This is a genomic window from Siminovitchia terrae (assembly GCF_003605405.2).
GTDB classification, from domain to species: Bacteria; Bacillota; Bacilli; order Bacillales; family Bacillaceae_C; genus Siminovitchia; species Siminovitchia terrae.
On sequence record NZ_QYTW02000010.1, the window covers coordinates 88026 to 113554 of the forward strand.

Annotated in this window: 19 protein-coding genes, 1 pseudogene and 1 riboswitch; of the genes and pseudogenes, 13 read left to right on the forward strand and 7 right to left on the reverse strand. The window is 40.0% G+C overall.

The features are described from left to right. Positions 1-91 precede the first annotated feature (91 nt). The 5 genes from D5F11_RS11865 (at position 92) to thiO (ending at position 7982) form a co-directional block, all read left to right on the forward strand. Complete coding sequence (locus D5F11_RS11865; RefSeq protein ID WP_120115563.1) at positions 92-1372, forward strand: nucleotide sugar dehydrogenase; 1281 nt, start codon at positions 92-94, stop codon at positions 1370-1372. A 327-nt stretch (positions 1373-1699) separates the two neighbouring features. Then, positions 1700-2482, forward strand: a complete 783-nt coding sequence (locus D5F11_RS11870; protein ID WP_120115564.1) for a class I SAM-dependent methyltransferase — start codon at positions 1700-1702, stop codon at positions 2480-2482. After that, positions 2475-5180 carry a glycosyltransferase gene (locus D5F11_RS11875; protein ID WP_126646566.1) on the forward strand — a complete coding sequence of 902 codons (2706 nt, stop codon included), beginning with the start codon at positions 2475-2477 and terminating at the stop codon, positions 5178-5180. The genes D5F11_RS11870 and D5F11_RS11875 overlap by 8 nt, the downstream gene beginning before the upstream one ends. Positions 5181-5205: 25 nt before the next feature. Then, positions 5206-6366, forward strand: a complete 1161-nt coding sequence (gene wecB, locus D5F11_RS11880) for a non-hydrolyzing UDP-N-acetylglucosamine 2-epimerase (RefSeq protein ID WP_120115565.1) — start codon at positions 5206-5208, stop codon at positions 6364-6366. Between the two features lie 109 nt (positions 6367-6475). Beyond that, positions 6476-6586: riboswitch (TPP riboswitch) on the forward strand. Positions 6587-6866: 280 nt separating this feature from the next. After that, positions 6867-7982: a glycine oxidase ThiO gene (gene thiO / locus D5F11_RS11885; RefSeq protein WP_185830645.1), complete on the forward strand. Its 1116-nt coding sequence runs from the start codon at positions 6867-6869 to the stop codon at positions 7980-7982. Positions 7983-8112: 130 nt separating this feature from the next. Here thiO and D5F11_RS11890 read toward each other — a convergent pair whose 3' ends face one another. Beyond that, positions 8113-8601 carry a DinB family protein gene (locus tag D5F11_RS11890; RefSeq protein ID WP_120115567.1) on the reverse strand — a complete coding sequence of 163 codons (489 nt, stop codon included), beginning with the start codon at positions 8599-8601 and terminating at the stop codon, positions 8113-8115. Positions 8602-8729: 128 nt separating this feature from the next. Then, positions 8730-10364, reverse strand: coding sequence for a PucR family transcriptional regulator (locus tag D5F11_RS11895; RefSeq protein ID WP_120115568.1), 1635 nt, complete (start codon positions 10362-10364; stop codon positions 8730-8732). Positions 10365-10794: 430 nt separating this feature from the next. On the opposite strand from D5F11_RS11895, the gene D5F11_RS11900 reads away from it, so the two are divergent. The 5 genes from D5F11_RS11900 (at position 10795) to D5F11_RS26360 (ending at position 16818) form a co-directional block, all read left to right on the forward strand. After that, positions 10795-11964: a M20 family metallopeptidase gene (locus D5F11_RS11900; RefSeq protein WP_120115569.1), complete on the forward strand. Its 1170-nt coding sequence runs from the start codon at positions 10795-10797 to the stop codon at positions 11962-11964. 114 nt (positions 11965-12078) lie between these two features. Then, positions 12079-13248, forward strand: coding sequence for an iron-containing alcohol dehydrogenase (locus D5F11_RS11905; protein ID WP_120115570.1), 1170 nt, complete (start codon positions 12079-12081; stop codon positions 13246-13248). Between the two features lie 49 nt (positions 13249-13297). Further along, a complete protein-coding gene (locus D5F11_RS11910; protein WP_120115571.1) occupies positions 13298-14776 on the forward strand; it encodes an aldehyde dehydrogenase family protein in 1479 nt (492 codons plus the stop codon). 120 nt (positions 14777-14896) lie between these two features. Next, positions 14897-16372 (forward strand): sodium:solute symporter family protein, encoded by a 1476-nt coding sequence (locus D5F11_RS11915; RefSeq protein ID WP_120115572.1) that lies wholly within the window; start codon positions 14897-14899, stop codon positions 16370-16372. A gap of 290 nt (positions 16373-16662) precedes the next feature. After that, the gene (locus tag D5F11_RS26360) at positions 16663-16818 is read left to right on the forward strand and encodes a hypothetical protein (protein ID WP_185830646.1); all 156 of its coding nucleotides are present in this window, start codon (positions 16663-16665) and stop codon (positions 16816-16818) included. Positions 16819-16945: 127 nt separating this feature from the next. Here D5F11_RS26360 and D5F11_RS28330 read toward each other — a convergent pair. Continuing rightward, positions 16946-17147 (reverse strand): annotated as a pseudogene (locus tag D5F11_RS28330) (LOG family protein); the annotation flags it as partial. Positions 17148-17242: 95 nt separating this feature from the next. Here D5F11_RS28330 and D5F11_RS11925 point away from each other — a divergent pair. Together D5F11_RS11925 and D5F11_RS11930 are read left to right on the forward strand one after the other, a co-directional pair. Next, the gene (locus tag D5F11_RS11925; RefSeq protein ID WP_120115573.1) at positions 17243-17563 is read left to right on the forward strand and encodes a MazG nucleotide pyrophosphohydrolase domain-containing protein; all 321 of its coding nucleotides are present in this window, start codon (positions 17243-17245) and stop codon (positions 17561-17563) included. A gap of 456 nt (positions 17564-18019) precedes the next feature. Then, positions 18020-18976 (forward strand): siderophore ABC transporter substrate-binding protein, encoded by a 957-nt coding sequence (locus D5F11_RS11930; protein ID WP_120115574.1) that lies wholly within the window; start codon positions 18020-18022, stop codon positions 18974-18976. A gap of 477 nt (positions 18977-19453) precedes the next feature. On the opposite strand, the gene D5F11_RS26365 is transcribed toward D5F11_RS11930, so the two are convergent. Then, positions 19454-19624: a hypothetical protein gene (locus D5F11_RS26365; RefSeq protein WP_185830647.1), complete on the reverse strand. Its 171-nt coding sequence runs from the start codon at positions 19622-19624 to the stop codon at positions 19454-19456. A 400-nt stretch (positions 19625-20024) separates the two neighbouring features. Here D5F11_RS26365 and gad point away from each other — a divergent pair, with 400 nt between their 5' ends. Next, entirely contained in the window at positions 20025-21635 is a 1611-nt protein-coding gene (gene gad / locus D5F11_RS11935; RefSeq protein ID WP_120115575.1) for a glutamate decarboxylase, read from the forward strand. Between the two features lie 287 nt (positions 21636-21922). Here gad and D5F11_RS11940 read toward each other — a convergent pair whose 3' ends face one another. From D5F11_RS11940 to D5F11_RS11950, 3 genes are all read right to left on the reverse strand, one after another. Continuing rightward, the gene (locus D5F11_RS11940) at positions 21923-22780 is read right to left on the reverse strand and encodes a PhzF family phenazine biosynthesis protein (protein ID WP_120115576.1); all 858 of its coding nucleotides are present in this window, start codon (positions 22778-22780) and stop codon (positions 21923-21925) included. A gap of 304 nt (positions 22781-23084) precedes the next feature. Next, positions 23085-24803 carry an ABC transporter ATP-binding protein gene (locus tag D5F11_RS11945; RefSeq protein WP_120115577.1) on the reverse strand — a complete coding sequence of 573 codons (1719 nt, stop codon included), beginning with the start codon at positions 24801-24803 and terminating at the stop codon, positions 23085-23087. A gap of 193 nt (positions 24804-24996) precedes the next feature. Next, a complete protein-coding gene (locus tag D5F11_RS11950; protein WP_120115578.1) occupies positions 24997-25521 on the reverse strand; it encodes a DUF6241 domain-containing protein in 525 nt (174 codons plus the stop codon). Positions 25522-25529 lie beyond the last annotated feature (8 nt).

Consider the following 25529-nt stretch of genomic DNA (forward strand, 5'->3'; position numbering starts at 1 on the left):
TCTAACCGCGGACAGTAAATTCATATTCTGGACAGTAATTTCCGTACTTCGGACAGTAATCCGCTAATTTCATAGAATTGGAGGAATTCAAATGAAAGTTTGTGTAATGGGACTGGGATATATAGGGCTGCCGACATCTATCATGTTTGCCAGGCATGGTGTGGAAGTGGTTGGAGTGGATGTGAAAAAAGATGTAGTCTGCATGCTGAATTCCGGTGAAATTCACATTGAAGAACCGGGATTAAAGGAAGCCTTGCTGGAAGTCATTGAAAAAGGGACTTTTAAAGCTTCACTGAATCCGGAAAAAGCGGATGCTTTTATACTATCCGTTCCGACTCCCAACTTGCGCGATCCCCACCAATCATGTGACCTGACCTATGTATTGGACGCGTTGAACCGTATTCTTCCTTGCATGGAAAAAGGAAATACCGTGATTGTGGAATCGACGATTTCCCCCAGAAGCATGGATGATCATATCAAACCAGTCATTGAAGCTGCAGGATTTGTTGCAGGGAAAGACATTTTCCTCGTTCATTGTCCGGAAAGAGTCCTTCCAGGCCAAATTATGCACGAACTCATTTACAACAACCGGATTATCGGCGGCATCACACCGGCTTGCACCGAAGCTGGCGTAAGGGTTTATTCTACATTTGTCCAAGGAGAAATGATCCGGACGAATGCCAAAACGGCTGAAATGTCCAAGCTGATGGAGAACACCTTCCGTGATGTCAATATTGCATTGGCAAACGAACTGACCAAGGTCTGCGACCAATTGGAAATTAACGCCTTGGATGTCATTCAAATGGCAAATAAACACCCGAGAGTGAATCTTCATCACCCGGGTCCCGGTGTCGGAGGACACTGCCTTGCCGTAGATCCCTATTTCATTGTTTCCAAAGCGCCTGAAACGGCCAAAATCATTCAATTGGCACGCAGCGTGAACACCTCCATGCCGGCCTTTGTGGTAGAGAACATCAATGCTTTAATGCAAAAGGTGAACGGAAAAACTGTCACATTGTTCGGCTTGACCTATAAAGGAAATGTGGACGACACGAGAAAAAGCCCGGCAATGGAGGTGCTGGAAAGACTGAAGTTCGAGGGGCGATATGGCGTAAAAGCGTATGATCCCCATGTCAACAGCCGACTTGTTATGAAAGACATCCGGGAAGCGGTAGCTCATTCCGATTTGATTGTCGTGCTAACCGATCATGACGAATTTAAAGAGCTGGACTTCTCCCAATTATCAGGCATGGCAACCAAGCGGATGTTTGACACGAAAAACGTCGTTCAAAATCGTTCGGAAGACTTTCAATATATCAATTTCGGAAATCTATATCATTTCAAAAAGCAAACCATGGTGGGAACACGTTAGTCGTGTGTCGTATAGAGTGCTGTCGGAAGGATTTTTCCCCCGGCGCACCTGTTTTTCTGACATAGTAAGAAAGTATTAAATCAGATGAAATATTTAGTTCGAATTTAGTTTTTCTATGTCTAGCTGCGACGTACAGGAAGTACTAGTGCAAGCGAAGCGACAGGATGTGGCGGCTTGAGGCGGCCAGGCGCCACCGGCGCAAGGATCAAGATAAATTGCTGTGGTGGCTGGGGAACTCCCTCATCAAAATTCGCCTTGTGCTTGTCGCCTAAGGCTGCGCGCCTTGCGCTTTTCTTAGCATAAGAGATAAACCGGGAGTCTGATACCGTGAAAAACACTTTTGATTATATGGAAAAAAAGGAGCATATCAACCTTATCGAAAAATGGATTTGTGAAAAATCGAAAGGCGGTCTCATTTTAAAAATTGGATGTTCCCAAGGATTGGATTCCATTTTTATGGGAAGAGAAAGAGGCAGCGGGATCGATCTCTCCGAACAATCGGTTCAATGTGTGAATCCGCTGCTGGACCGTGAAGATCCGTCAAACTGCAGATGCAACAATGTGCTGACAGATGATGTTGAAGGCGAGACATTTGACTCCGTGATTGTAAGGAATATCTTCCAGTATGGAACGGATACCCGGAAAGTAATGGAAAAAGCTTTCGGATTACTAAAAGAAGACGGCCGCCTTGTCATAACGGTTTCCTATGAATCAGGCCGTTCATTGAAATTTTTTTACGCAACGGAAGTCTATCAGCTTCAAACGGAATCCCTCCAAATCATTGAGATGCAATTTTTCGGCAATGGGATAGGTGCTGTCTTTAAAAAAGTTTCCGGGGCATGGCCGCTGCATCGGGATTTGAATAGCATTCCGATAACAATGGAAGAAGCATGGCAGCAGGAAAAGCAAGCCAGCATGGACCGGATCATGAAGAATATTTACTTGCAGGAACATTTGGAAGCAGCTTACTCGAGAGAGGAAAAGCTGCTCATTTCCTACAAGGAATTATTGCGAAAGTATCAAGCGCTCAGCAACTCCAAGCTTGGAAAATTTGCTTTATATTATTGGAAAAAACGCAGAAGTCTTTTTGGGGGGAAATCAAGTGGATGAAGCAGCGATTGACCGAAGATTATCCACATTAAAGCATTTAAAAAAGAAAATAAGAGAAGAAATCAACGAAGACCGGAAAACGCTTATGGAACAATACGGCGCTGTCTATGAAAGCAAGTATGATTTCCTGGATGCATCGATCGGCAGCGTAAAAGATAAAGGAGCCTATTTATCCTATAGGGATCAAGTATCGGACAAACACTTTTTGGAAGAGATCAAACCTTTGCTGGATCAAATTCCGGATAGCAACGGCAGCCGGTTTTATGAACAAATCAAAGCGAACATCGGCATTATTTGTGATGAGTTTTTATTTCATTCTTTTCAGGGAGTCGCCAACTTTATTTATATAGACCGGGACAGGTACAAAGAAATACGTGAAGACCTGGATGTTCTTTTGGTTGTATCGGCGTGGAAGGGAATCGATTCAAAATGGAAAGGGCTTGGAAATCCGAACATCCGAAAGCACAGGGAAGATTTGGAGAAAGTCATCGATTATTTCCGGGATAGAGGAACGAAAATCGTATTTTACTCAAAGGAAGACCCTGTCAATTATCATGTTTTTCTGGGAATTGCTCAAAAATGTGATTATATTTTTACGACAGCGGAAGAAAAAATAGAATGCTATAAAGCGAATTGCGGCAATGAGAATGTGTTTTTGCTCGGTTTCGGCGTCAATCCCACCTATCATCATCCCATCGGCATGCGGAAATTTCCTAAAAGGAAAGAAGTGTTATTTGCAGGCTCTTGGTATGAAAAATACCCCGATCGCCAGGAAGAGACAAGAGTGTTGTTTGACGGGGTATTGGAGGCAGGGAAAGGGTTGAAAATTATTGATCGGAACTTTGAATTAAAATTGGAGCAATTTTTTTTCCCAGAAGAGTATTTGCAGTATGTTTCTCCTTCGATCCAACATCAATATTTACAAAAGCTGTATAAACTGTTTGACTGGACCATTAACCTGAACAGTGTGAAATACAGTGATACGATGTTTGCCAATAGGATTTATGAAGTGCAGGCTTTGGGGAACAATTTGCTTTCCAATTACAGTATCGGGGTAAACAATCAATTTCCGAATGTGTTCACCATTCATAATGAAAAAGAAATTCAATCGATTTTTGAGAGCTTTACGAAGGAAGAAGTTTATCAACATCAGGTTTGGGGCATTCGAAGGGTCATGTCCAAAGAAACGAGCTATCATCGAATAGAAGAAATGCTTGAAAAAATCGGCTTTAAAACCGGAACGAAGAATCGAAAAGCAACTGTGATCGTGAAGGAAAAAACGCAGGCTGTTTGTTCAGCATTTAACAAGCAAACCTATCCGTATAAAAAGCTGTTTGCAGAAAACGAAGTGAATGAAGAAGCCTTAAAAGAATATGATATCGTGGCATTTTTTGATCCCCAAAAGGAGTATGGAGAGTTTTACCTGGAAGATATGATCAATGGATTTAAGTATACAAATTGTGATTATATTACGAAGGATGCGTATTATGATGGCCATCAGCTGGTGGAAGGCATCGAACATGACTATGTGAATCAAATGAAAGATAAATACAGAACCGTGTTTTGGAAGGACGCCTTTCCGTTATCCGCATTATTGAAAATGGAAGGCCCTGTCCATATCGAAAATGGATACAGCATCGACAGATTTGAATTTAACAGCAAAAAAATCGAAAAGGCCGTTCAGCCAAAAGAATATAAGCTATCCGTAATTGTCCCTGTTTACAATAATGGGGACCACTTGTTGAACAAATGTTTTTTGAGCTTAAAGAGAAGCACTTTGTTTGATGATATGGAAATTGTCATGGTGGATGACGGCTCGACGGACGGTTATACGCCCGGGATCGTGAAAAGAATAGCAAATGAATATGCCAATGTAAAAACCTTTTTCTTTGAAGAGGGAGGCAGCGGCAGCGCGTCGCGCCCAAGAAATAAAGGTGCCGAGTTGGCCACGGCGAATTACATCGCGTATCTTGATCCGGATAACGAAGCGATTCATGATGGATATGATCACTTATATAAAGAAGTGCAAGGCGGGCGCTATGATATGGCCGTCGGCAACATGGTCCGCCTGGCTCACGATGAGATGCTGTTCGACTATTATCAGACAGCCATTCAATATAATGGAAGTAGCGTGATCTCTGAAAATGTACATCACTACTTAAGCAGCAGCCAATTTAAGGCCATGAGCATTCAAGCCTTAATTGTGCGGAAAGAGGTCATCGTAAACAACGGCCTGGAAATGGTTGTCGGTGCCGCGGGACAGGATACTCTCTTCTTTCACGAGTTGCTCTTGCACGCCCGCCGGACAAAGGTGATTAATTTGCCAATTCACATATACTATGCCGCTGTTTCGGGCTCCACTGTGAACACTGTGACGAAACGTTTTTTCGAAAAATATTACCTGCTGGAGAATGCAAGAAAAAAATTCCTCAAAAAGCATGGTTTACTTGAGGAATACATGGAGAAACGATTTAATTATTATTTTAAAAATTGGTACCTGGATAAATTAAAAAATGTCAGAGAAGAAGAGGCCTTCGCATCGGTGATGGTCCTAGAGAAAATTTTTGCGCTGTACCAGGATCACCTGGTTCATGAGGATGAAGAGCTTGCCAAATTTAAAAGCATTCTGATTGAACAGGATTATGAGCAAATTTTGAATGAGTTTGTTGAAGACCATCAAAAGGCAATGGTATCCTGAACGCTTTGGAGGGGACTGATCATCGTTGAATAACAAAATCAAAGTCATGGCCATTTTTGGAACAAGACCTGAAGCCATCAAGATGGCTCCGCTTATATTGGAATTGGAAAGGCGGCCGGATGATTTCGAAACGACCGTTACCGTAACGGCCCAGCATCGGCAAATGCTGGATCAAGTACTGAACATATTTGATATTCAGCCGGACTATGACTTGAACATTATGAGGGACAGGCAAACTCTTGCAGGAGTGACAACGGCTGCACTTACGGGTTTGGATGAGGTTATGAAAAAAACTCAGCCTGATATTGTGCTGGTGCATGGCGATACAACGACCACTTTTGCGGCCAGTTTGGCTGCTTTTTACAATCAGATTCCAGTTGGCCATGTAGAAGCCGGATTAAGGACCTGGAATAAATATTCCCCGTTTCCGGAAGAAATGAACCGCCAGCTGACAGGCGTGATGGCCGATTTGCATTTCTCTCCGACCCAACAATCCGCCAATAATTTATTGGAAGAGGGCAAAAAGGAAGGAACGATTTTTATTACCGGAAATACGGCCATAGATGCTCTGAAAACAACAGTAAGGGATGAATATACGCACCCGGTGCTTGGAAAAGTCGGGGAAGACCGTCTCATTCTGTTAACGGCCCACCGGCGGGAGAATCTGGGAGAACCCATGAGAAATATATTTCGGGCCGTCAAGCGTCTGGCAGAGGACCATCCTGACATACAAGTGGTTTACCCTGTTCACTTAAATCCTGCAGTCCGGGAGACTGCGAATGAGATTTTGGGAAACGATCCCAGAATTCATTTAATCGAACCGCTGGATGTGATTGACTTTCACAACTTTGCGAATAAGGCCTATCTGATACTCAGTGACTCCGGCGGGGTACAAGAAGAAGCTCCGTCATTGGGAGTTCCTGTCCTGGTATTAAGGGATACGACGGAGCGTCCTGAAGGAATCGAAGCGGGGACTTTGAAACTAACCGGACTTCAAGAGGAAACGATCTATCAATTGGCAAATGAACTATTAACAGATCCATCAGCCCATGAAAAAATGGCCAAAGCGGTCAATCCATACGGGGATGGAGAAGCCTCAAGACGCATTGCTGAAGCAATTCGCTATTATTTTAAAATTACGGACAAGAGGCCGGTTCCGTTTTCAGGAATTTCCAGTTTACGGTGACACTGGAGTGGGACGGCATTGGCTCTTGCCTGTTACTACTTCTGAGTTGATATGCAAAGATTCAAGTGACAACTTTCTAGTAGTATGTTAATCTGAAAAAAATGAACAATTTACCCACTGGAGGTGCCTTTGAAAAGGGCTGAGATCAAAGTGATTGACTTTGGGACTCCTGGAACCTGATCCAGTTCGTACTGGCGGAGGGAAGTGGCAAAACGTAAATCAATTGTATGTTATACACTGTTTACATGAAGCGCTGCTTTCTTCTATGAAAGCGGCGTTTTTATTTAACTTCATTCAGCAGAAGTCTCCCACATCCGTAAGTGGTGAGATGAATGCTTATTGGTATTCCAACAGTGGGGGTTCAAGCCTCGGCTGAATAAAGTTAAAGCCTCCGGCGGATGCCACAGATTTTCAGAGGAAATTTATCGAGCTTTAGCTCGATAAAATCTGGGTGAAAATACGCCAAGGCGCATTTGATTGACTCATAAGGAGTGGAAATATTGAAAGCATATGACCATATTATTATCGGCGGTGGTGTAATTGGTTGCTCTATTGCCTATCGGCTGGCTAAGGAAGGCTTAAGCGTGGCTATATTTGATGCAGGTAAAGCCGGGAAGGCCTCTATGGCAGCAGGCGGCATGCTAGGGGCACAAAATGAGTTTGAGAGGGAAAACCCGTTGTTGGAAATGGCATTGGAAAGCAGGATGATGTTTCCTACCCTTCGCGACGAATTGCTGTCTGAAACGGGCATTGACATTGAATTAAGAACGGCTGGCTTAGTAAAAACAGCCGCCACGGAATCGGACCGGGATGAGTTGCACCGGCAATATCGCTTTTTATCTGAAAAAGACCCATCCATTCAGTGGCTTGAGCCGGAGGAAGTGCCGGAAGTCGAGCCTTGTATGACGTCCCGAACTGCCGGTGCTATTTTACTGGAAAAAGACCATCAAGTAAAAGCGCCACTGCTCGCCCGGGCTTTTTTGAAAGCGGCGAAGAATGCTGGCGTACATGTGTACGAGGAAACAAAAGTTCTTCGTCTTGTGATTCAGCAAGGTCAGATATCTGGAATCGATACTTCGATCGGTCGGTTTCAGACAACTCAAGTCATGGTTGCGGCCGGTGCCTGGAGCAGCAGTCTCTTGGCCGAAACAGGCTTTTCCCTGCCGGTCATTCCTGTCAAAGGTGAATGCTTATCAATTCGTTTGGCCGGCCCTGCACCGGTTAAAACAGTTTTTGCTGTAGATGGGTGTTATATTGTCCCGAAGCGAAATAAAGAAATGCTAATCGGAGCAACGTCACTTCCCGGTTCCTTTGATACGTCTGTAACGGCTCGCGGTATTCTCTCTCTTTTGAAGCGGGCTTCCCGCTTGTTGCCCGTGCTTCAAGATGGAGCAGTCGATCGAACATGGGCCGGTGTGCGTCCTCAAGCGGCTGATCATTTGCCGGTCATGGGTTCTCACCCGTTTATTGAGGGGCTGCATATATGTACCGGACATTACCGAAACGGTATTTTGCTAAGCCCCATTACAGGTATACGGATGAAGGAGTACATTAAAGGCTGCCAGGAGGCGAAAAAGGTGCTTACACCTTTTGAACCGGCACGATTCTCTGTTTAAGCCAGCAATGAGTAGACCTGGTATGGTTAGGGAGTAAAAAGAAGCTTGCCAGCCAAAATTTTGAAATTCAATTAGTTCCACACAAGTTGAATCAATTTTTACCTCTTAAGGCATATTCCTATAAATGGTGTTATCTGGCAGGCTTGGCTTCTGTGTTCTCCGCCATTACTTTCTTTATATCTAAAATGGTTTGTAAATGCATTCCTTCATGAAAAATTGTGCGAATTAAAACTTGTTCGATTGTATGCATCCCCATTTCTGTTGGTGAGAATTCCTCTTCTAGTCTATGACCATACTCATTTTTTATATCATGGTGCTGCTTTTCCAAAAGATTTTTTAGTTCAGCAAAGGAAGGTGTTCTATTTGTAAAATCCTTCGGTGATGTCCCAAATCCAAACCATTGATTGAATTCATTTGGAACAACCGTCCTTTCCTTCGTTACAGCTTGGATCCATAAATATTGGTCAAGATATAGATGTCCCAAATTCCAGCGGATATTGTTGTTGAAACCCTTCGGTATAACCTCTGCCTTTTCTTCTGAAACATCTTCCAGTACGCTCAGAACTAAACGTCGATACGTTTCCAACTGCTCAAACAATACTTCATGCCGCTGCTTCATCATATAAACCCCTTTACGTTTGATACAAATACATTCAAGCAAAACATTCCTAATTCCTGCAATGGCTGAAGAGTCTTTTTTCTACAATTTTTCGCTCATGCACTATGATTTGCTTTCTGATCTCTTACCTATTTTATTGTGTTGGAAGTAGGATCCAATACATTTACAGCTATTAAGGACATTTGGAAAAGAAGTTGGTCCTTTATATTTTTAGGATCAAGTTGAGTTAAGTCCTCAATCATCTTTAGGCGATATCTAACAGTATTTTTATGAATATATAAAGCATCAGCAGTATGATCAAAGTTTGCGTTGTTCGCTAAAAATGTTTTTAAAGTATATAAGAGCTCACTGTTTTTTTCGTTATCGTACTTGATAATTTTCTCTAAGCAATCTTCTACAAGTTTTTTTGCTTCATAATGGGGGGCCTGCGAAAATAAGATACGTTCTACACTTAATTCAGAAAAGTTACGGATGTACAATTGCCCTACTTTAATTTGAGTATCAATAGGCATGTTTGCGTAGGCAACTTTTAATGCCAACAAGGCTTCGTTATAACTAACGGATAAATTTTCCACATTGTTATCGCGTCCAATTCCCCCATAAAAGGTTATATTGATCTTTTTTACTAGTTTGGTTAAGTTATTTACAAGTTCATTTTGTGTGTATTGATTTGGAATTAATAAAGTGAATATATTATTTTTATCAAAACCGATGAGTGCTTCAGGAAGAACCCACTTTAATTCATACTCCAGCATTTCTAAAATGTTTTCCTTCCGTTGCCAAATAGATATGTTATTTGATTTGTTAACCTTAATATCAAAATCTAGCAATACTACATTATAACGATCCTTTAAATGCCAATTTACCTCTTCGGCACGTCTTGATAAGGTATCGCGTGATTCCACTTTTTCTGACAATAGCATGGACAAAAAATCATTTCTAAACCGTTGAAATACTGAAGATACTGTTCTCATTCTTTCAATTTCTAAAGCTGATATGACAGCCGTCTGTTCAATGGCTGCTTTTTGCCATGTGTGAAGATGTGAATGCTCTTTCCATAAGAAAACTCCGCCTTCCAAACTATTTGAACTGTATATCCACCTAACGGTAAAACTTTTATGTTGCCAATATAACTTCTGTATCGGTTGTTCTCTATCACATGAGAACGCCGATATGATATTCTCTATCTCTTCTTTTGAAAAGTAAGGTTCCATTACATCAAACTTTTGATTGGTGTTTCTAATGTAGATAGTGACTGGAGTGTTTAAAATCTCATTAAGTAACTGGGCAAGATCTTTTAAATTGCCTTGCTTTTTAAGGTGATTATGAAACATTTCGTAAACAGTGTGAGTCATTTCTAGTTCGTCCTGATGCTGTTTGTTTATTCTAGTAACTATAGGCATAATGATTTCTGACCAAGAAACCTTATTTGGCAGAGAAAGAACTGGAAAGTTATTCTTATTTGCTAAAGAAATGGCATCCTCAGGTAACCCTGGAATATAACGTCCTAATTTTATTCCTAAGCCAGAACAATTCTTTTCAATAAGCAGTTTCAGTAACTTTGTAATTCCTTCTTCCCAATGCATATTGCTTGTGAATGGATATCCGGTAGATATTATAAAGTCGCCACTGGCACACCATTTATATCCATCCGGTGCATCAATGATTGTGGTATTTAAGACAGTATTTTTTAAACCTTTTTCTCCGGCAAGGATTTCTACATTTTTGAGTACATCTAATTGTATGACATCATTTATATCCATTTTCCATCATCACCTTGGTTAAAAATACTTTAAGAACATCAACTTGATGTAATTTTTTTACTTCATTCAGCAGAAATCTCCCACTTCTGTAAGTGGTGAGATAAATGCATACTTGTATTCCATTCAGTAGGGGTTCAAACCCCTGCTGAATAAAGTTAAAGCCTCCGGCGGATACCACAGATTTTCAGAGGAAGTTTATTGAGCGGAGCTCGATAAAATCTGGGCGCAAATACGCCAAGGCGCATTTGATATTTATGATATACATGGAATTTTACACCTGCTTGTTCGTATGTACAAATGGATTATTCATTATTTGTTCCCATATCCAAATCACCAGGTGGTAGTATTGTAAACAATTACAACCAATTAATTATTAGGGTTGTTTCTATCAAGAATTCATTTTCAAAATATTAAACAGGCGGTTGATCTTATGGTTAATCAAAAAAGAGCAATTCATTTTTTGCAAAAGTTAATCAGTATTAATAGTGTTAATCCTCCGGGGAATGAGCTTGCGGTTGCCAATGCAATAGCTGAACATGCTAACAAAGCTGGCTTATCTACAGAAATTAAAGCGTTTTCAAAGGATAGGGCAAATATCATTGTTCGATTGAAAGGGAGAAATCCTAAAAAGCCTTCGCTCATATTTAGTGGGCATCTTGATACTGTACCAGTCGGTGATAATTCATGGAAGTACCAGCCTTTTTCAGCTGTGATAGAGGATGGAAAAGTCTATGGACGAGGTTCTTGTGATATGAAAAGCGGCGTGGCCGCATTGATTGAAGCTATGATTATTTTGAAAGAAAGGGATGAAATGCTTGAACATGATGTAATCTTTGTTGGAACGGCAGGCGAGGAAGTTGATTGTATAGGGGCTTCTTTAATGGTTGATGATGATGCATTGAAGAACGCGGGAGCAATGGTAATCGCTGAGCCTAGTAATGGAAGGGTTTTCACTGCTCACAAAGGTGCGTTGTGGCTTGAAATTAAACTATTTGGAAAGACAGCCCACGGGTCCATGCCGAGTGAGGGGGTCAATGCTATCGTTCATATGAGCGAGCTTATTGAAAGATTAAAGAAGTTTACATTTTCTTATGATCAAGAACATGCCCTATTAGGAAAACCAACTCTCACAATCAGTACAATCGATGGAGGTGTGAAAACAAACGTAGTTCCTGACCAGTGCAAGTTGACATTAGATATACGGACAATTCCGGATATCGAGCATGCACAAATCGTAGAGGAAATGGAAGAAATACTTAAAGACTTGGAAACTAAAATTGATCACTTTCATGCTGAACTGAATGTTATTAATAATTTACCAGCTCTTGAAAATGAAAAAGATAATAGGTTTGTACAATTGGCGTTAAAAACCAATAAAGAATTAAATCAAGTAAGCGTTGAAGAGATGGGGGCAAATTATTACACCGATGCGTCTATTTTCTCTCCTAGCCTGAAAATACCGATCATCATTTACGGGCCGGGTAATGAAAAGCTGGCTCATCAACCTGATGAATATGTTGACTTGAATCAATATATTGACTCTATCACTTATTATGCTGAATTAGCCAAAAGATTTCAATTTAAGGAGGTGGTTGCCTAATTGAGCTTTGTGCTTTATAGGATCTTAAAAAATAATCGGCAATTTGTGTCATGAATCTCTTTTGAAAAAGAATATCTGAGAAAGGCTCAGTCAAAATTTGAGGGAGGAATTAACATGAGTGCAAACAAATTAACGGAATTCCTAGCAAAAACTAAATTGGTAACTGGTTCCGGTTGTGTAGAACAACTGAAAAATGAAATAAATAAGAATGACTGCAGTACAATGCTGATTGTAACAGACAAAGGAATAAAAAATTCTGGAATACTGGAAAAGGTAGAAACAATATTGAAGTCTACTAATGTGGAAACAATTGTTTATGATGAAGTTAAACCAAATCCGACCGTAACGGCTACCGATGAAGCATATAATTTATTCAAGGATAGGGGCATTAAAAGTATTTTAGCTGTAGGTGGTGGAAGTGTAATAGACAGTGCAAAAGCACTTTCAGTATTACTTACAAATGGCGGATCTATTGCTGATTATTTTGGCTTCGATATCTATAAAAAAGATCCGACACCTCTGTTTGCTATTCCTACAACGGTTGGAACTGGAAGTGAGGGAGGGCATGCAGCGGTTATAACGGAAGATAATACAGAGCTAAAAACTAAAAAGCTTGTTTTTGGGCAAACATTGTTTCCTGCTGTAGCCTTCTTAGACGGTGAGCTATTAAGAGGTATGCCGGGATCACTGGTAGCATCAACAGGGATGGATGCATTAACACACGCAATTGAAGGGTATGTTTCAAGAAATGGCTCGGTTATTACAGATGCATTAAATCTACACGCAGTGCGGGTTATTGGGTCTTCCATTCTTGAAGCTACCGCGAATACAGATAACATAGAGGCAATGAATAAGATGGTTCAAGCTAGTACATCTACAGGTATTGGAATGGCAAACGGCGGTTTAGGTTTGGTTCATGGGATTTCACATGCGATTGGTGCACAGTATGACGCTCCCCATGGAATAGTAAATGCCATTCTTCTCCCATATGTACTGGAGTTTAATTGGATGGCAGATCCTTATAAGTTTGCGCAAGTTGGTGAAGCATTACGAGTAAATACTTGGGGCCTTTCCGTGGAGGATGCGGCTAAAGCTGCGGTTGAAAAGGTTAGAACTTTAACAAGAGAAGTTGGTATTCCTGAGAAACTAAGTGCCATTGGTGTAGATAAAGAAAACATAAATGTTTTAACAGATATTGCCTTCAACGATGAGCTTTATATGGCACCTAATCCACGAAAAGCAACCAGGCAGGACATATATAATATTTTAGAATCAGCTATATAATTTATCTTGCTTGCGAACATTGAATGATTTTTGATAGGAGGTTGTTAGAGTGACTCAAACGATTGAACTTTCAAATAAGGTAGCGGATTTTTTAAAGGGTACCAAAAAGTTGTTTATCAATGGTGAATTTGTAGATTCATATTCAGGTAAAACGTTTGAAACCTATAATCCGGCGAATGGTGAAGTTTTAGCATATGTTAGTGAAGCTCAGGCTGAGGATGTCGATAAAGCCGTGGCTGCTGCAAAAAAAGCATTTGAACAAGGGCCTTGGTCTAAAATGAGCGGTTCAGAACGAGGAAGGTTGATGTATCGACTTGCCCAACTAATAGAAGATAATAAACAAGAGTTGGCCGAAATTGATTCTCTTGATAATGGCAAGCCCATAAATGAAGTCTTAGGGAATGATATTCCAAATGCGGTTGGTCAATTTGAGTATTTTGCAGGGTGGACGACTAAGATTGTTGGGCAGACAATCCCAGTTTCAGGAAATTATTTTAACTATACACGCCATGAACCTGTTGGCGTAGTTGGACAAATTATTCCGTGGAATTTTCCGCTCATGATGGCTGCATGGAAAATTGCCCCTGCACTGGCCACAGGTTGTACGGTGGTATTGAAACCAGCAGAACAAACTCCGTTATCAGCTCTTTACCTTGCCCAGTTGGCAGCAGAGGCCGGCTTTCCAGAAGGAGTTATAAATATCGTGCCCGGTTTTGGAGAGACTGCAGGAGACGCATTAGTTCAACACCCCCAAGTGGATAAAATTGCTTTTACAGGTTCGACAAATGTTGGTAAAGCGATTATGAAAAAAGCAGCGGATACGATGAAGCGTGTCACTCTTGAATTAGGTGGAAAATCTCCAAATATTATTTTGCCAGATGCTGATTTGTCTAAGGCAGCACCTGGGGTTTTCTCAGGTATAATGGCCAACCAAGGTGAAGTTTGCAGTGCCGGATCCAGAGTTTATATTCAAAAGAAAACATTTGATAATGTGGTGTCTGATTTAATGAGCTTCGCTCAAAGTGTAAAGCAGGGTAGCGGCATATCCCCTGATACAGAGATGGGGCCACTTGTCTCTAAAGAACAGCAAAATCGCGTAGTTCAATATATAAACAAAGGAAATGAAGAAGGAGCGACTATGCTTTGCGGTGGGGGACATTCCGATAAAGGTTACTTTGTAGAGCCTACTATTTTCACTGATGTAAAAGAGGAAATGGCCATAGCAAGAGAAGAAATCTTTGGACCGGTAGTTGTTGCCATGCCATATGAAAATTTAGATGAAGTTATTGACAGGGCAAATAACTCAAATTTTGGACTTGCAGCAGGTTTATGGACCGAGAATGTTAAAAATGCCCACTATGTTGCTAGTCGACTAAAAGCAGGATCGGTGTGGGTCAATTGTTATAATGTAACAGACCCAGCCTCACCTTTCGGCGGATATAAGGAATCTGGGTTTGGACGGGAAATGGGTTCATATGCCCTAAACAATTATACGGAAGTAAAGAGCGTTTGGATCAATTTAAATTAGTCGTTTTATTCTATCCAATGGTGAAACTAATTCGTTTCCCCATTGGATCATTACAACATTTGACACCCATACGGATTCTGAACACTGATAATTCAAAATATTATAAATTCGGAGGTTGGCATGGGAATAAAATATTTTATTTTAATGTTGTTCTTATTAATCTTGGCATACGTCGCCTACTCATCTTATAAAAGGATAAACAATTATCAAGATTACAATCTGGCAGGTAAAAAGACTGGATTGTTCGCTTTAACAGCGACATTAGTAGCAGCTGAGTTTAATACAGCAACGTTAATAGGTGGAGCTTCAGTGGCTTATGCATTCGGAACCGTTGGGGTTTGGTACACTTCATTAATTTTTATTGTGGTTTTTTTAGTATACGCTTTCACAGTAGCAAAAAAGTATAGAAAACTAAATATATCAACCATACCTCAATTTTTTGATATAAGATTTTCTAATCAAAAATTTTCTGAAACAATACGTGTATTATCCACATTCATTACCCTGTTTTATACCTGGCTAGCCCCAGCGGCATATTTAGCTGGTATATCAGTAATTGGGCACGTATTATTAGGCGTAAATCCGATAACTTTTTCAGTTGTTGTTGTTATCATTTGTTTACTTTTAGCAATAACAGGGGGGCTGGTTACCGCAATTGGAATAGATGTTGTCGCTTTTATTATGATAGTAGTTGGCATACCAGCTATTTTCTTTATTGGCCTAGAAGCTGCTGGCGGGCTTTCTAATTTGAGCCAGGTATATGAGCCTCGACTTTTATCGTTAAAACCAGTTTGGGACACAGAGGTTAACTTTCCAATCGCGTTGACTTGGGGATTACAAATAACATTTCTTTATATAGCAGCTCCTTGGTACGGACAAAGAGTCTTCTCGGCTAAAAATGAAAATATAGCCTATAAGGCGATGCTCTTTAATACAATATTGATTGTACTTTTATATGGATTTGTGGCAGTTTCCACAATGTTGGCAAAGGTAGCGATGCCGAATTTAAGTGAACCAGAACAAGCGTTACCACTGTTGGTGGCTAATTACAGTCACCCTATCATTCAAGGATTGCTTCTAGTGACGCTACTGTTAGTGGGAATCAGTACAGTAGTAGCTGTTTGGAATTCAGCAGTCTCCATTGTTATAAATGATCTAGTTAAGAGGTATTTCGCAAAAGATAAGAGTGAAAAATATTATATAAATGCAAGTAGGGTTGGATTAACAGCGATAGCTATTTCCACACTGATTTTCGGAATAATTTTTGTTGGTAATATTCAAAATTCACTGCTGTATCTCTCTATCTTTACGGGAATGGTAGCGATCCCTATTTTAACCTCTCTCTATTGGAGGCGTTATAATGCTACAGCTGCAATTGCCTCAATGTTTGTAGGACTTTTATATTGCACAATTGCTCTAGCCAATGGTTTTCCAACCTATTTTGTCAGTCCAATTGGTGCTATAATCTCTGCCCTAGTTGGGGTAGTAGTTACTCTTATGACAACAACTAAAGAAGATATTAATAGAAGTAAAGAATTCTTCATGATAATTGATTCTGAAAAGGACAATCATGAGGAATTCCAAAAGAGTAGCTAGTTTTGATGAACTTCACCTTTCACCCATTGAAAAAATATATTGATTTCAAACCCTGATAGTTTATTAAAGCGGCCATAGTGTTCATGAGCTTCGGCCGCCTTTCCTATTGGCATTTGGAGTTTGGATGACAATAAGGGTCGAACTGCCAGTAAGCAGTTCCTAGATGGGACTACTGTTTAAACAATGGCCTATGCACCAAAATTCAGTTTCCTTTTCGATTTAATGCTATACTTGAATCAAAGGGCTACACATATTGTTACCTTGTGAAACATTATTTGGAGGTCTGGTAAATGAGTAATAAAGAAAATGTTATTTTAATTGCCTCCGCTCCAAAAGGGTATGGAAAGAAAGTTGTCACCAATCGAATGAATCAAATGAAGCAAGACCGCGCTAATTTAAAAAATAAACTTGCACACATTAAAAGTTTATCACGACATATCGAATAACTAGCCAACAAATGGACTCACTTTACATTACTGTAAGGTGGGTTTTTATGTTTAATCCACAAATGGGGGTGAACTTGAAATAGGTGCTTTTCATTCTTCGAAATTTGCGAGAGTGGACATTTTATGAATGAGATATTTCTCTCTGTTCTAAAAAGCTCGGCATGATTCCGATGACATGTCCACCTTCTTCTAAAACAGAATTCGTAACGGCTCAATAAACAAGTGTAATATTACGTTTAGCTAGTTCTTCCCCCAGCTTTTTGGCGCTTTCTATTTAAGCCTTGGATGCTCCGTTATTGGAACCGCAAAAATACAGCTATCTTTTTCATTAATATCTCTCCCTAGCGAAATCAGCGTTACATCATACAAAAAAACCAAATACTTTGTTAAACTTTTACCAGCTGGAATTTAAGGAGTGAGAAAAATGGATGTCAATGAATTTCAACAATGGGTAGATGATTATTATAAGAATAGGGGCTGGTCTGAATTAGATATTTTCATTCGAATTGGCTTTTTAGCAGAGGAAACGGGAGAAGTAGCACGGGCTATAAGAGCCCTTGAAATTGGTAGGGATCGACCAGACGAGGCAACTGAATCATTCGAGGAGAATAGACAGGCTTTGGTAGAGGAGTTAGGAGATGTATTAGGCAACGTAATGGTAATTGCGAATAAATATAACATTTCTTTAGAAGAAGTATTTCATTCTCATAAGATGAAGCTCTTAAAACGTTACTCTGAAGAATAAGTTATTTTTAGGGGCACCCTATTTGGTCAAAATGGATCGCGGCGAATGTCCACTAAGATTATGAAGGTAAACTTCTTTTAACCTACTTTCTTCCTGTTTTCCAATAATCCAAAATGACCAGTTTTCATCATAATCAGCGGCAGGTTTGCGTTGTTCCCGAGGTTTTGACGATGCTCATCCCGCATGTTTCACAAATATTTAAGTGAGATAAATTCTCAATTAGTTGTTGACTCTTGCGAGGGTGGTGTTATAATAAAATACGAGCTCAAGTGATAACGATTATCATTTTCGTTAAAATGGGGCAGGTGAATCTGGAAAATGTTATCTTGTTAAGTTTGGATGTGAGGCTGCTAGTTATTATTAGATACGCAGTTTGACAGCAGATATATTGTCTGTTGGCAATCCTTATACGGATTTCATTTTACATATTTCAACGGATTAAAGGAGAATCAACCAATGAAAAAGTGGACTTTATTTATTATGCTTTTCGTGATGGCAGTTGTTTTTGCCGCTTGTGGTTCAAAAGAAACAAGTCAATCCGGAGAGAAAGAAAAGAACGAGCCGGAGAAGCAGGCGGAAGAGGTAACCATCACTCATGAATATGGAGATGCAACAGTCAAGAAAAACCCTGAAAAGATTGTTGTCTTCGATTTTGGTGTACTAGATACATTGGATGAATTGGGAATCAATGTAACTGGGTTACCACAGGCGACACTTCCTGCTTATCTTGAAAAATATGCAGGAGATGACTATACAAACGTTGGAAGCTTGAAAGAGCCGGATTTTGAGGCTATCAATGAACTAAAGCCGGATGTCATCTTCATTTCTGGACGCCAGGCTGACTTGTATGACCAATTTGCAGAAATTGCTCCTACTGTATACATAGGAGTTGATACAAATCGTTATATGGAATCCTTTGAGGAGAACATGAATATAATTGGTGAAATTTTCGGCAAGGAAGACCAAGTCAAAGCTGAGCTGGAAGAGGTCGAGAAACAAATTGCAGGTGTAAATGAAAAAGCGGAGTCTATGGATAAAAAAGCACTGATCGTTTTGGCCAATGAAGGCAAAGTAAGTGCTTATGGATCTAAATCAAGATTTGGATGGATCCACGATGTCCTTGGCTTTAAAGCAGCCGATGAAAACATTGAAGTATCCACACACGGACAGGGAATTTCTTTTGAATACATTTTAGAAACAAACCCTGACATTCTGTTCGTCATTGACCGGGGCGCAGCAGTTGAAAAAGACGCTGAGCCAGCAAAAGCAGCAATTGAAAATGATCTAGTGAAAAAGACGACAGCGTATAAAGACGGAAAAATCCTCTACTTGGATGCGGACTACTGGTACCTTTCTGGTGGGGGACTGCAATCCATTAAGGCAATGATTAAAAGCGTTGAAGAAGCGTATTAATCCCTAAATGTTTTGTTCAGCATGTCAAGGCTAAATGAAATAATTCAAAGTTAAAAAGCCATATATCAATTACCCCCTTAAATATGGATCCGGCAGAGAGCGGTTCGTTCTCCTCTGCCGGATTTTGCGTTTTCGAAGGGTTTTATTGTTGTAGGCAGGAGTTCATTGCAGGGATCTCATGCTAACTTATTTTAACTTTAAATTCTTAGTCTAACTCCAGCATCCTTATCAATAGTAAATGTGATAAAAACCATGAAAATCAATATCTTTACTTTGAAGACATATATTTAATGTTTACTCTTCTATAGAACTTCTGATCGAAAATAATGTGTATAACACCGTCCGTGAATATAGGCGGTGTTTGTCGCTTTATAAGAAAGTTTGATCATTTCTGTAATCCTTCCTACTTTAAAGCGCCATTACTCAGTAATAGCGCCCGTTTTGCTGAAGATCGAGTCTAAGCTTTTGTCCCTTTCATTAATATTCATCATATATATCGTCAGCATTTTCAAATCGAATTTCTTCAGAATTTAACGTACCCATTTTATCACTTCGATCCTCTCTATTACCTGGTAGGTTACCTTCAGGGACTATATCTTGATTATCTCTAAATACTGTTTTTTGTTTCTTCTTATCATTGACGGTCATCTTACCACTCCAATTCATTGTTGTATGAATAGTTATTATACCCAGAGTTTTAAGCTCCATCCTAACTACAGTCTATAGTTTATTAGGCATACTATAGCCATGAATTTTTAAAGATTATGGACAGCAAAAAATTTCAGTGATTTTCCTAATATCTGCCCTCGACCGTCTGGTGGTACTACATACATCCCGAAAACATTCGCTTTATGACCTGTTTTAAGGTTTTTTTACGCATAAAGGTAACAATTCCATCTACCAAACCACTATCAATCAAATGCGCCTTGGCGTATTTGCGCCCGATTGTGGAACAAATAAAACAAAGTTTTTCGCCGATTCTCAAAATCATTCTAGATTATAGATGTTCTTCATACTTATAACTAATTGCTGAAATAGGAGGACCTCAATGAATAGACATTATAAAACGTATATTCCCTTTTTAAATCCATTTGGTCCTTACCCATCTATAAACCAAACATACTCCACCCCGCCTCATTTATATATGGGGTATCAGCTACCAAGCCCTGTACAGTTAACCCCTAAAAAGACACTTAGGGCTAGAACCTTATGGAATCCTTATTACAATCTTCTTAGGCCGACAAAAAGAAGCAGCTCTCAATGGCGTCCGCTCCATCATGCGCAAACGATAACTCCTCACAAAATTTCTAGAAATCCTTTATTTTTCCACCATGATAAAGGGCATGGTCCAAGTTTTCGTATACCTGATGAAGGCATGTTACCTGAAAACGCGTATCAAATTGTCCACGATGAGATTACTTTTGATGGCAAACCTAAACTTAATCTTGCAACATTCGTTACCACATGGATGGAATCTTCCGCGGATCGCATATATGCCGAAGCATTCAACAAGAATTTGATTGATAAGTATGAATACCAGCAGACAACAGCGATAGAGGAACGGTGTATACGAATGATCGCCGATCTCTGGCATTCACCCCGTCCGCTTAATACAATGGGTGCTTCGACAACGGGATCGTCGGAAGCATGCATGCTCGGGGGGCTTGCATTAAAGCGGCGCTGGCAAAAGGCTCGTAAGAAACAAGGGAAGCCGATTGATCGGCCAAATATCGTTTTTAGTTCTGCCGTACAGATTGTTTGGAAAAAATTCGCGAACTATTGGGATATTGAACCGCGTTATGTGAACATTACCCCGAATCACCCTTATATGGACCCCGAAGGTGTGCTCGCAGCCGTAGATGAAAACACAATCGGTGTGGTATCTACTTTTGGGGTGACTTATACAGGTGTTTATGAACCGGTTGAGAAAATCGCGAAGGCATTGGACGAACTTCAGTCTAGAACAGGTCTCGATATTCCGATACATGTAGACGCTGCTTCAGGAGGATTTATTGCACCGTTCCTCCAGCCGGACTTAGTCTGGGATTTTCGGTTGCCCAGAGTAAAATCCATCAATGTTTCCGGACATAAATACGGTCTAGTGTACCCGGGTATTGGATGGATTATTTGGCGCGAGGCTGAAGATCTCCCCGAGGATCTCATCTTCAATGTGTCTTATTTAGGCGGGAACTTCCCAACATTTACCTTAAGTTTCTCGCGTCCCAGTGCACAAGTGCTCCTGCAATACTATAAATTTCTCCGTTTAGGTAAATCCGGATACTATGAGGTACAACGAAATTCTCAATTAGTGGCGCGTTTTCTCAGCAATGCAATTAAGACAATGGGACCTTTTGAAGTCTTGACCGACGGTTCGGATATTCCAGTATTAACGTGGCGACTGAAGGAAGGTTATACATCAAACTGGAATCTTTACAACTTGTCCAATCAATTGCTAACATTTGGCTGGCAAGTGCCAGCATATCCTTTACCCCCTGACATGGAAAATGTAACGATTATGCGCGTTGTCGTTCGAAACGGATTTTCCATGAACTTGGCTCACATGTTTTTGAAGAACTTTAAACAGGCCGTGTCATCTCTGGATTCATTGGAAAGTCCGATACCTGATCACACGAATTGCGATATAAGTATTCGCCATTGATTCAGTGCCTTTTTAGGTGCTGTTAATTGTTTGATTTACGGCCTATGTCACGATACTGATGAATAGTCACCACGGAAGTAATTCCAATGACGACATCGTCATTGGAATGAAATACTTATTATCTTTAATCTTCAAGAATATTTTCTCGATTGAAACCAACCTTTTAGTTGGTTGTGGCTTTGGTCTTACTGATTCGGGACCAAATGCTAATAAATTTGGTAGCTTGGGGAAAAAAGTCCTGACCAATCCTTTATTCTAGAAGTGCGCCAAGCATATGAAGATACCGCTTAGTATAGCTTACCTTTTGTCAATATAATTGCTTTTCCTCCTACCATAACTTTTGGATTATTCTTATTTACTAATTTTGTAATGATATTAGAAGGTCTGCCCATACTATACCCTTGAAGGAAAGAGTACTCTTGATTAAATTTAGTTAATACGTGGTTATTAAAAAGATAATATGTTAAGGCCCCATTCGAAGTACCTGTTGCAGCTTCCTCATCAATACCATAGAGTGGGCAAAAGTTTCTACTCTCTGCTATTCCTTCTTTTGTGTCAAGCGTAAATGCATGGACTCCTCCCACTAAATTGATCTTTGTAAATTCAGCAAGTGCTTTAAAATCAGGATTTAGAGCGTACAAAGCATCCTTTGTTTTTAATGGAAGCATTATATCCCAAAGACCAGTGCTCGCCGCTTGAGGTACTAGATTAAAATTTATATTCCCTATTTGGTTTTTATCAATTTTAAAAAGGTCAGATAAATAATCATAATCATCAAATACTTTCCCTAGCTTAGGTTCAGCTTGCTCCATTATTATAAATGATTGATTCACCTCAACAGAAAGTGTTCCAGCGAGTGTTTTCATAAAATATATATTGTTATCTTCAATAGCATGACTGTCCAATAGGGCCTTGAAGGATGCAATGGTAGCATGTCCACAAAGTTCAACCTGCGAAGTCGGTGTGAAAAACTTTATTTCAAAATTTTTATTGTCTATTTTTTTGATAAATGCTGTTTCTGAAAAGCGAACTTCTGCTGCAAATTTCTGCATAAACTCTTCGTCTAAATTTTCATAAATTACTACGCCTGCTGGATTCCCGCCAAATTTTGTCTCTGTAAAAGCATCAATTACATAATATAACAATTCTAATTCTCCCTTATTTAGTAAATTCAAATAAACAGCGGTTGCTTAACTAAAATCATTTCAGTTTTCCGGCATTTTCTGCTTCCAATTCTTTAATTCTTGCTCTCAATGTTTGTATCGTCTTACCTCCTAATGACATCTTGACATTCATGAAATTACCTTATCGACCTTTATTCTGATCCTGTCACTCTTTTCCCTTGCTAACTGAACAATTTATCTTCGGCCCGAATTGACTATGGCCATCGAGAAAATCGTTTTCCACGGCCTCTTCAGTTCTACAAATACATTTTTAAATAAACATTTCTCACACTCGTTCATATTGAATATGATGAAGCTTAGCAAATATGCCATCAAGGCGAAGCAGTTCGTCATAGCTTCCTTGCTCAGCAATGCCGTCTTCAGTGACAACGACAATTCTGTCCGCATTGCGGATGGTAGCCAAACGGTGAGCGATAATTAATGTTGTTCGGTTTTGAGCTAGTTCATTTAACGCGCTCTGAATGATTTTTTCTGATTCAGTATCAAGGGCGGAAGTCGCCTCGTCTAAAATCAAGATAGGCGGATTTTTTAAAAATGTCCGGGCTATGGCTATTCGTTGCTTCTGACCTCCGGACAGTTTCAATCCCCTTTCACCAACCTCGGTATCATACTTTTGCGGTAATGTATGAATAAATGATTCCAGATGGGCTCGTCTTGCTGCTTCATGAATTTCTTCATCCGTTGCGTTTAAGTTCCCATAGGCAATATTTTCTCGAATGGTTCCCGCAAATAGAAATACATCTTGTTGGACAATCCCGATTTGTGATCGAAGGGAATGTTTTGTTACATCGCGTATATCCAAGTGATCAATGGTTATCTCCCCATGATTTACATCATAAAAACGGGGGATTAGTGAACAAATCGTCGATTTTCCAGCGCCTGAAGGTCCTACGAAGGCAACGGTCTCACCTGCTTTAATGGACAAATTGATCCCTTGCAGCACAGGCTGCTGCGGATCGTATTGAAAGTGGACATCATCAAACCTTATATTTCCCTGAAAAGCAGGAGCAACAATGGCATTCTTTTTATCCTGAATGTCCGGCTGTTGGGCGATCAAATCGAGAAATCGTTTGAACCCCGCCATCCCACGAGGATAAAGCTCCATTAAGGCACTGATTTTGTCAACAGGTTTCATAAGTACATTGACATACAAAACAAAACTGACTAATTCCCCATATGATAGCTCTTGTTGGAAGGTCAGCCAGGCACCATATACCAACACGACAAGAGTCACAAATCGTGTCATCATATAAATATTGGATGTGGTAAAGGCCATCACTTTATAGGCAGCCAACTTTGCCTTGCGGAAATTCTTGTTGTTCTTATCAAAGCGCTTTTGTTCAAATTGTTCATTTGTAAAAGATTGTACAACTCTGGCGCCGGAAACACTGTCTTCTACACGTGAATTGATATCGGCTATCTTCGTGTACATCTGTCCCCAGGCTCTGTTCATGCGAACGTTGCAAAAGGTGATGACCCAAACAAGGAACGGTACGATGAAAATAGTGACCAAGGCGAGTTTCATGTTGATTGAAAACATGATAAAAAAAGTACCTACAAATGTCATAATGGCGATGAAAAAATCTTCTGGGCCGTGATGAGCAAGCTCTCCAATTTCAAAGAGGTCATTACTGATCCGGCTCATAATATTGCCAGTCTTCGTATTATCAAAAAATCGAAAAGACTGCTTTTGAACATGATAAAAAAGCTCTTGACGCATATCCGTTTCGATATTAATGCCTAATTTATGGCCCAAATACCCTACGATATAGTGCAAAAAGGTACTTAATAGGTAGACTAATAACAGTAAAAAACTGACTGTAACAATCATGGACCAGTTCCCGGTTGGAAGCAGCTGGTCAATAAATCTTTGCACTGCGATTGGAAAGGCCAATTCGAGAATGGCAACGATTACCGCACTGGTAAAGTCCACAATAAATAACCTTCGGTGTGGTTTATAGTAAGAAAAAAATTGGCGTACCAACTTTTAGTCAGCTCCTCTCTTTATCTGTGTGTGATATCTTTGGCAGCAGAAGGATACCATGAGCTGTTCTTGCTCTAGGAAAAGAAGCTTATAAATCAAGCGGTTTTAGTATAAAAAGGCGCTGCCCTCAAAGGTGGACTGCTGTTTTTGCGTATAGCAGCTTCCATATTTATGATGTTAATTCAAAAACATTTTAGTCTTTAAAATTATTTTTGATAAATTCCGCTTCCTCACTCTGAGACATAATTCCAAATGCCTGGCCAACTGTACCGCCTCGGTAGGTCCAAATATAGTTGTGATCTTCATCAGCTTTGGAGAAGTCCTCATTTTTCCATCTTTCGAGGATGTCAAGGAGGTCCTCTTTTCTGTCAAAATTGCTTGTAGAAACGATTTCGTAAACGTCGTGAATAGTTTCAGGGATCATTGGAATCGCTCCCCATTTCTGCTCGGCTCTCACCTTCTGATGAGTCATTTTGTGCATCACATCAATCACTTCTTCTTGAGTGGAGTTTTCATCAAGATCAACCTTGTAGCTTATTCCTTCAATTTGCTGCGTTTGTTCAATGAATTCTTCTTCTGTGACACCTACAGCTTTTGCTTTTTCCTTCACCTCGAGGTTTTCTTTCTCCTGTTTGTTCATTAAATACTGGAATCCTCCATATCCAGCAAGAAGCAATACACTTGCAGAAACCGCAATCACGACAAATATCCGTTTCAAAGTGAATA